The following is a 7781-nucleotide window of genomic DNA, read 5'->3' as shown; positions in this document are numbered from 1 at the left end:
CGTTCAACCTTTGTCAAGGTCTCACAAGGTAAAGACAATCTTTGAATTCCCCAATATTTATAATAAAATTTTACAGAGTACCATAGACCTATTTTAAGCATGGCCAACATTCACAGTAAGAAAAGAAAACAATGAATGATAGATTTTATTAAGGGATTTTGGAAAATTCTGTAAGGTGTCTAAATTTACGATATACAACCCTTACAGATATGAATGATGCCCAAAGAAGAAGCTTAAAACGAGCAGAAAAAATAAGAAAAGCTGCTCCTGACGATAAGTTTGCTCTTCAACTTGATGCAATTACTGAAGAATTTCAAGAACGCAGCGAACGTATCAGACTGGCCAAAGAATTGGGCGTAAAAGTTGAGCCAATGTCATATACGCTTACGAAAGAAAATTGGCGCTTTATCTTATTTGTGAATGCTGTTATTATCATTGGCTATCCACTGATAAAAAACCTCAACAGGTGGTCAGGTTTTAGTCTTCCAAAAACAATTGAATGGCTTGCAATAGCAATAGCAGTAGGTGTTGTTGTAAGCCTTGTTATTTATTTCAGTATTTTACTGTCTCGTTCTGCAAAAGAAACGTTAGGCAATAAAATTCCAACTTTAGAGGAATTAGGGCAAATACAGTTAAAAAATGCCATCGGGGCAAAAGATTGGGCTACAGAAAGCCAATTACAAACTGCCTTGGGGGATGGTATTTCGGGGCTGCATATTGGTTCAGGTTTATATTGGAACGGACAGGGGCATATGATGACCGTTGGCGGCTCCCGTGGTGGTAAGGGGGTTAATCTTATTCTCCCTGCTCTATTAGCAGATAATTTACAGGCATCAAATGCTCCTTCATTTGTTGTACTCGACCCTAAAGGGGAAAATTTAGCTGTATCAGGCAATTACCTTAAAAATGCTGGATATAATGTATTGGCTGTCAACCCTTTTGATATTCCCGAAATCGTAACATTCGGCAATGCGAGATTTAACCCCTTCGATCTGTTTTCGGGCAATGACCCTGATTTTGATAAATATGCCGATATGATTGCCTATGCTTTAATTCCTGCAGCCAATCATGCCAATGATTATTTTGATAAATCTTCCAGAAATTACATTACGCTTTATATTCGTCACATGATGACCCAGAATGAGGAGCCTAAAAACTTCCGTACCCTGTACAAATGGCTCCGACTGGCAGGCTCTGAGCGTACTGCTCTTTTAATGAAAATGGCAAAAAATGATGCGTTTGATGGGGATATCAAAGACGAAGCAACAGCCATTTTCGGCCAACTGGTTAACGATGGCGGCAAAACAGTGGAAAACATTTATTCGACGGTGCGAACGGCAACGGATGTTTTTAAAGATATGCAGCTTCGCAATTCTGTTTCGGCATCGGACATTGATTTAAAAACAATCGCTCATCAAAAAACAGCAATATTTGTATGTCTTAGCCCTGCTGATTTAGATCGGTGTCAAACATGGCTGAGATTATTTTTTGGCTCTGTCATGCGTGGCCTGACAAAACATTATAATCCTGCCCGTAAAGTCGTCATGGTCATGGATGAATTTCCAACATTAGGCGCATTAAAGGAATTTGAAGTCGCTTCGGGCTTTTTGGCTGGGTATAATGTCACTCTATGGCCGATTATGCAAGATCTGACACAACTAAAGAACTTGTATCCCAATTCATGGGAAACCTTTGTTAACAATGCCATTGTCAGACATTTCTTAGCTGTCGGTGACAACTTTACGGCAGACTATTTATCAAAACGGATGCCTAAAAATGTCCAATTCTTTAAGAACCCTGCGGATGATGCCTCTCCGCGAGAAATCCAAAAACCCTTGTTGGAGCCTGCCGAAGTAATGAGTTTTCCAAATATTATTTTGGAAATTAAAGGAATGGATAGCCCAGGGCGATTGGAAAAAAAGCCATATTGGACAATTAACAGCAATGCTTCAAAAAATCCATTTCGGGTTGAATAAATTCAGATCATTTATTTTGTTTTATCATATATCTTAAAAAATGGTCATATACATCCTTTATTATTGTTTCAACAGTAAATGGTTTTGTAAAACTAATGTCATAAGAATGTTGATAAATTAAACCCCATTCATCTAAAGTATTTGTTTTGTTTGCTTGTACTAAGCGCGGAATAACAACCGTTTCAAAATATTTGTCGAATAATGCTTCAATATATTTGGTATAAAAAACAGGGTCATTCATTACTTTAAAAGCTTCAAAAGCATCCTGTTTATGTATTAAGGTGTGATAGAATTCTTCATTAAATACTCTTATTTCCTTAGCATTCATTTGTTTACTGGACCCAGTAAACGAGCGAATTGGGGCAATATTTCTAAAAGTATTAATTACAGTACCAATATAAGCGCCATAGCAGGCTGCCATAATTACGTGTAAATTATTTTGTGTCTTATAATTTATTCTAATAAGATAGGTTTCAAGTTCTGACCAATCTGCATCATCGCCATTTTTTAAAGCAACACCCAATCCTGTATCACCTGTAGCAGTTCCATGCATTTCAAAATGGAGTATGCATTCATCCATATCCGTTATTTCTGTATGAATACTATCAAGTATATCTAATAATTCCTGCTTGCTTGATATGTCAAAATATTCAAAAGTGACACTACCTTGACCATAAATAGCACTATAGCGCGGCAAAATATCTTCAAATAATTCACGGCCAGTTTGCGGGTCCTGAACAATATTTGGTAAAAGGCTTTCAAGAATGTAGATTTTAATTGCCATAAATATATAATTCTAATTAATGCCCAAATATAATTACTTTCTTAACTTTATTTTTTTCAAAAGCATTCGTTATATGCCAATATGACAGTATAACCAGTAATTCTTAGAACAATTTAGGATTATAAATATTTTCTCGCTGACGGTCATTGGCGCGGCGCATTTCGGCAGTTGCAGAACTATCATAAAATTTAGTGGGGGTAGCTGTGCTTCTCAATAGTTGGGTTAGGTTACCATGCTCCTGATCGGGTGCATCAGTCCACCATTTATTTAAATCATTATAACCTTCCCAATAATGGTTTAGTGTTCCAACTGTATAATCTCCGCCTAATTCATTACAAATAACCTGTGTTGATTTTTCGCCTTCATCATCGTTCTGCTGCCAAATACGCCAATACTTGATATTAGCCCATTCTGGACGGGTTTTAATGACTTCGGCCGCTCGGGCGGCAAAACGTCCGCTGTTCAAAATAACCGTCGGATTTTCGGGTTGAAGCCCCCCCTTTAATTCTAATGAAGTCAAAAAATCCATTCGGCCTTCAAAAATATCACCCGCTATTGCATTCTGATTTCCGACGAATGTTGTAATATCTTTTGTACCCAAAGACGTTTTAAATTTACTATTTGCACTCGGTGCTCTGACTTCCCATCCCTGTGCATCATTGGGGCCACCGATGCCGTAACGGTTCCCTCTCAGCGGGTCGTCAAAAGGAGCCGAATGATCTTTATAGGTGATAATATACAAATGACGGCTGGCCACAGCCAGGCTAATTTTTCGAGTATTAACTATGTAATCTAAATTGTTGGGGTGTGTTTTAGGAGAAACGGGGACGGCTTTAACAAAGGTAAAGCGATCCCCCTCGTGAGATACCTCTACAGGTTCATATTTTGGCCGCTGAGTGGTCTTAATGGCTATGGGTGCTACCGAGCTGCCTGAAAAACGTTCAAGCCACTCCAGAGCCTTAAAAAACGGCATAGCGTTTTTATCGCCTTTACCGAAAATGAGACGGACCAATTCGATAACGTCGCCTCTGGCCTCCGTCTTGCCAAAATCGTAAAATCGCTGCTCCAAAACATTAATTCTTAAGCTGGGGCTTGAATCCTCCCGATAGGGTGCATGATAGGTATAATCCCCCTTGGCAGCATTGGAGTACACAGCATGTGCGCCAGTGCTTTCAATCACCAACTTTATATCGGCATTTTGCCTTGCTTTATCTACCCGTTCTTTGAATTGTGCTGATGATAGTGCCATTTTCAAAAATTTTTAGCCGCTGCGCGGCAACAGTAAGAAAAGAAAAAACGGGTTATTTGCCACTTGATAGCCCTGCCCTATTCTATCGGTTTCCTAATAATTCACAAGATTAACTAATATTTTAGTTGCAGGAATTTTTTGTCATTTTTCTTTTCTTAATGTTGGCCCCGCGCAGCGGTCGATTTATAGTCGTGAGCGTAGCGAACTCCAAATTTTTAGTTTTCCACAATTTTTGGAGGCTTATAGGTTAGTAATTATAGGTTTTATTATATATAGGATTCTGCCCCTGATATTACGTAGCACATTGCCCCTGATATTACGTGGTATTTTGCCCCTGATATTACGTAGATAACTCTTTTTGATGCTCAATTATCCACATTATTGTTTTATGGTAAAATTTACCCGCTTATAGCTCATTTTGCCCCTGATATTACGTAGGCTTTTTTATTTATATTTAGTTTTTTCAAACACTTCTACTCAATGATTTACAAAAAACTGCCCCTGATATTACGTAGGCTTTTTCCCTGTTTTTGCTCTCACAACTGGTAGGTTGTGTTTTTCATATTGAGACATTTTTAAAAATTCATCATCTGTAGGTGGGCTATAAACAGTCGCTTGAAGCTCTGCACGCACTCTCTTATTTTTAATTGGTTTGGCATCAATTATGTACTTTACCTTTTTGCCTTCAATCTTATGAGGCTTATAATCCTCACTAAACGGCACTGGCGGTGTTGTATATTCCAGCCAGAAACCCGAATACCTACCCTTTTGGGTATGTCCTGATTTTATAATGCATATCCCCTCTGTTACTGCATTTGCCGCTGCTGGGTACACATGAAGCACTTTCTCAAGCGCTTCTCTAAATCTTTCTTTAAATTTATTTATTTTCTTATAGCCTTTGCCATATATCTCATAGAGATTTTTCCAGTTAACAAAATCAGGTGTTCCCTGCTCTACTCTACAAAGGCGATGTGCAAGCCAAGCATAAATATCAAGTGCCAATGCACCTTCTGTTAAGCGTGACACTGCTCTCTCGTCTAACGGTACTGCATAGCGAATAACGAACTCAGTAAATTCTCTTGTTGGTTCAACTAAGGAAGGCCAAAGTCCCAGCTGCTCAGATGATTGCGGATACCACAAATCATGTTTGGAAAAGAGTTTTATATCTTCGTAAATTTGGTTGTTCTCTCCCCCTAAAACAAATGTAAATTGAGCACGAGACATTCGTAGAATTTGCTCTTTTACATTTTTTATATAATGCGCTGTAACAGGAAAACCCAGACGTTTGATAAAGGAAGACATACTGTCTTCAATATTTATGACGCGGCTCCCTGTTTCCATATATTTCTTTTTGTTTTTAAGAATTTGAGAAACCAGATTAATAAACAGTAATCGTGCAGTCACACCATAGGGCAACCCAACTTCCACGATTTTGTTAGTCCGTTGGTCAACAATGCTCCCTGATTGTATCATTAGGGAATTACGGCCATTTGTTACATGCCAATATCGCTCTTTTTTAGGATCACTTGCTGGCATTGCAACCTGACAGAGCAATGAATGCTGGTAAACCACCTCTGAGGCTAAGGGCGCAGTTAAGCTTACTTCCTGTAAGGTTTTTACAAGTTTCGGTTTTGATGCTTTTCGACCTACAACAGGTCTATTGTTTTCAGCATTAGCGCGTAATTTAGCCATTATTAGGGCCTATTTTAATTGTTAATATTATACAAATTACAACCAATATTACAACTAAATTTAGTTGTTTATTTAGTTGTAATCTTTTGTTCTTTATTTATTTTTTCTTTCACGGCAGCAACTACAAAGTCATGAATTGATATTCTATCCCGTTTTGGCAAACGGTCCTGTATATCCCGAATTTGAGCCAATTCACTTTCATAGATTTTAAAAGTGAAAGACTTCAATTTGTCTCCATCATCCATAATTTCGGCATGTGCTTTAGGTTCAGAGACAGACCCTCCTTTGCTTATCATATCCTGCAATGCAGTATTGTTTAAAGCAACTGGCGGCAAAGCAATCTTTGCTTTCTTTTTAGTTGTTGTCATAGTTCTCACAATGGTTTCAGAATTAGTTTATAATTTACAACTAAAAACAGTTGTAAATTACGTTGTTGATTTTTTCTTCTTGGTACTGATTTTCATGGCATTTTGGATGCCATTATATAAATCTGTTACTTCGGCTACTGCTTTTTCGTCAACAGGCTTTATTTCAATTACCCCTAAGCCTGATGCAGCGGCATTAGCAAACGATATGCGATTACCAATAGGGTTATCAATGAATTTTACTGCGGTGGACTCCCGCAGTAAATCAGCTGTTTCTTCTTTATAATTTCCTCTTGCATCGGCTTTATTAATAAAGGTCAGACAAACGAGATTGGGATTGAAGGGCATGACTTCCGTTATAAGGTTTTCGACCTTGCGCAAAGTCCATATATCTAAGGAGCGAGGCGCAAACGGCACCAAATAAACATGAGAAATTGTTAAAGCGGAACGTTGACTAACCGTATCACGACCCCCTGTATCAATAACAATATCATCACATTTGGTTGCCAATCGAGCGACATTTGCATTTAATTCCCTTCCCGTCACTTTTACGGCCGTATAGCCTAATTCACCACTCAGCGTTTGATGCCGAAAAGATGTAAAATCTGTTGCTGACTCTTGGTCGTCAGCATCAATCAAAATTACGTCGCGGCCTTGGTGGACTAAATAGACCGCTAAATTTGTGGCTATGGTTGTCTTTCCACTACCTCCCTTAATTCCGCCTACTGTGTAAATCATGTTGTATATCCTCAATCATTATGAGTTGCAAATATAGTTGTAAAAGTAGTTGTAAATACACTTCTACTTACACAAGTTTTTTTGTCAAGTAGTTAGGTCTGATTTTCTGCCAATTTGCAGCATAAATGGCTATTCTATTGATGTATTACGGCTTTTGTTTTATATAATACGATTACCAAACTCTACTATTTCTTTCAAGGTAGCACTTCATGCAGGATATGGTTAGGCTCATTCGTGACCTGTCACACCGTCATAGCCCTTATAAGATATTTTCGGACTTCGTAGAAATGTCAGCAATTGCCTTTAGCAATGCTGTAGATAAACCCCAATTTGAGAAGCGGGAACAACGCTATTTTGACATTATCAAAGGCTATACAAAAGAAGAACTCAATACCTTTCCAAAGATGCTGGGGATGCTTACACAGCATTTAGAAGCAGGGTTTAATGATGTATTGGGGAATGTGTACCATGAACTGGAAATCCATAATGAACGGGCAGGGCAATACTTTACACCGTACCCTATTTGCCAAATGATGGCTAAAACCCAAATAGTGCCAGGCATTAATGACACAATAGAACAACAAGGCTTTGTAAGAGCCTCTGAGCCTGCCTGCGGGTCAGGGGCTTTAATCATTGCCTTGGCCGATGAAATGCACCAACAACAAATCAATTATCAACAAAGACTTCATGTTACGGCCGTTGATTTAGATCAGTGCTGCGCTCATACCGCCTATGTGCAATTTTCCCTACTGCATATTCCCGCTGTGGTAATACATGGGAACACTCTCACACTGAAAGAATATAGTCACTGGTACACTCCTGCCCATATTATGGGCGGTTGGGAAGGTAAGTTGGCACGACGTGCCAAAAACGAAAACTTTATAAAAACAGCCCATGAAATCATTACTCAAACAGAAAATTCAACGGCTCCGACTGAAACACCTGTTCCCGATAAATCAACAGTGCCTGAATCTAAA

7 protein-coding genes are annotated in these 7781 nt (G+C 38.6%); 2 read left to right on the top strand and 5 right to left on the bottom strand.

All coding sequences use genetic code 11. The features are described from left to right. Nucleotides 1–209 precede the first annotated feature (209 nt). Nucleotides 210–1976: a type IV secretory system conjugative DNA transfer family protein gene (locus G563_RS0117855; RefSeq protein ID WP_028666508.1), complete on the top strand. Its 1767-nt coding sequence runs from the start codon at nt 210–212 to the stop codon at nt 1974–1976. A gap of 7 nt (nt 1977–1983) precedes the next feature. Here G563_RS0117855 and G563_RS0117850 read toward each other — a convergent pair whose 3' ends face one another. The 5 genes from G563_RS0117850 to G563_RS0117830 all read right to left on the bottom strand — a co-directional run bounded on the left by G563_RS0117850 (nt 1984) and on the right by G563_RS0117830 (nt 6804). Next, a complete protein-coding gene (locus tag G563_RS0117850) occupies nt 1984–2760 on the bottom strand; it encodes a hypothetical protein (protein WP_028666507.1) in 777 nt (258 codons plus the stop codon). 103 nt (nt 2761–2863) lie between these two features. Beyond that, nucleotides 2864–4009 (bottom strand): DUF8464 domain-containing protein, encoded by a 1146-nt coding sequence (locus tag G563_RS0117845; RefSeq protein WP_028666506.1) that lies wholly within the window; start codon nt 4007–4009, stop codon nt 2864–2866. Between the two features lie 507 nt (nt 4010–4516). Continuing rightward, nucleotides 4517–5701, bottom strand: coding sequence for a replication protein RepA (locus G563_RS0117840; RefSeq protein ID WP_028666505.1), 1185 nt, complete (start codon nt 5699–5701; stop codon nt 4517–4519). Between the two features lie 68 nt (nt 5702–5769). Beyond that, nucleotides 5770–6069, bottom strand: coding sequence for a hypothetical protein (locus G563_RS0117835; RefSeq protein ID WP_028666504.1), 300 nt, complete (start codon nt 6067–6069; stop codon nt 5770–5772). Between the two features lie 57 nt (nt 6070–6126). Further along, on the bottom strand, nt 6127–6804 hold the full coding sequence (locus tag G563_RS0117830) for a nucleotide-binding protein (protein ID WP_028666503.1): 678 nt from the start codon (nt 6802–6804) through the stop codon (nt 6127–6129). A gap of 287 nt (nt 6805–7091) precedes the next feature. Between G563_RS0117830 and G563_RS0117825 the strand changes: the two genes are divergently transcribed. Continuing rightward, the coding region (locus G563_RS0117825) for an N-6 DNA methylase (protein WP_051211057.1) at nt 7092–7781 on the top strand (690 nt) is incomplete at its 3' end.

It is taken from the genome of Runella zeae DSM 19591 (genome assembly GCF_000423565.1).
Lineage (GTDB): Bacteria > Bacteroidota > Bacteroidia > Cytophagales > Spirosomataceae > Runella > Runella zeae.
The sequence above is the reverse complement of the archived record's forward strand: the minus strand, read 5'-3'. Positions and strand labels throughout refer to the sequence as shown.

Coding starts and splice junctions, on each gene's coding strand:
- G563_RS0117855 (WP_028666508.1), top strand. CDS start 210: ATGAATGATGCCCAAAGAAGAAGCTTAAAACGAGCAGAAAAAATAAGA.
- G563_RS0117850 (WP_028666507.1), bottom strand. CDS start 2,760: ATGGCAATTAAAATCTACATTCTTGAAAGCCTTTTACCAAATATTGTT.
- G563_RS0117845 (WP_028666506.1), bottom strand. CDS start 4,009: ATGGCACTATCATCAGCACAATTCAAAGAACGGGTAGATAAAGCAAGG.
- G563_RS0117840 (WP_028666505.1), bottom strand. CDS start 5,701: ATGGCTAAATTACGCGCTAATGCTGAAAACAATAGACCTGTTGTAGGT.
- G563_RS0117835 (WP_028666504.1), bottom strand. CDS start 6,069: ATGACAACAACTAAAAAGAAAGCAAAGATTGCTTTGCCGCCAGTTGCT.
- G563_RS0117830 (WP_028666503.1), bottom strand. CDS start 6,804: ATGATTTACACAGTAGGCGGAATTAAGGGAGGTAGTGGAAAGACAACC.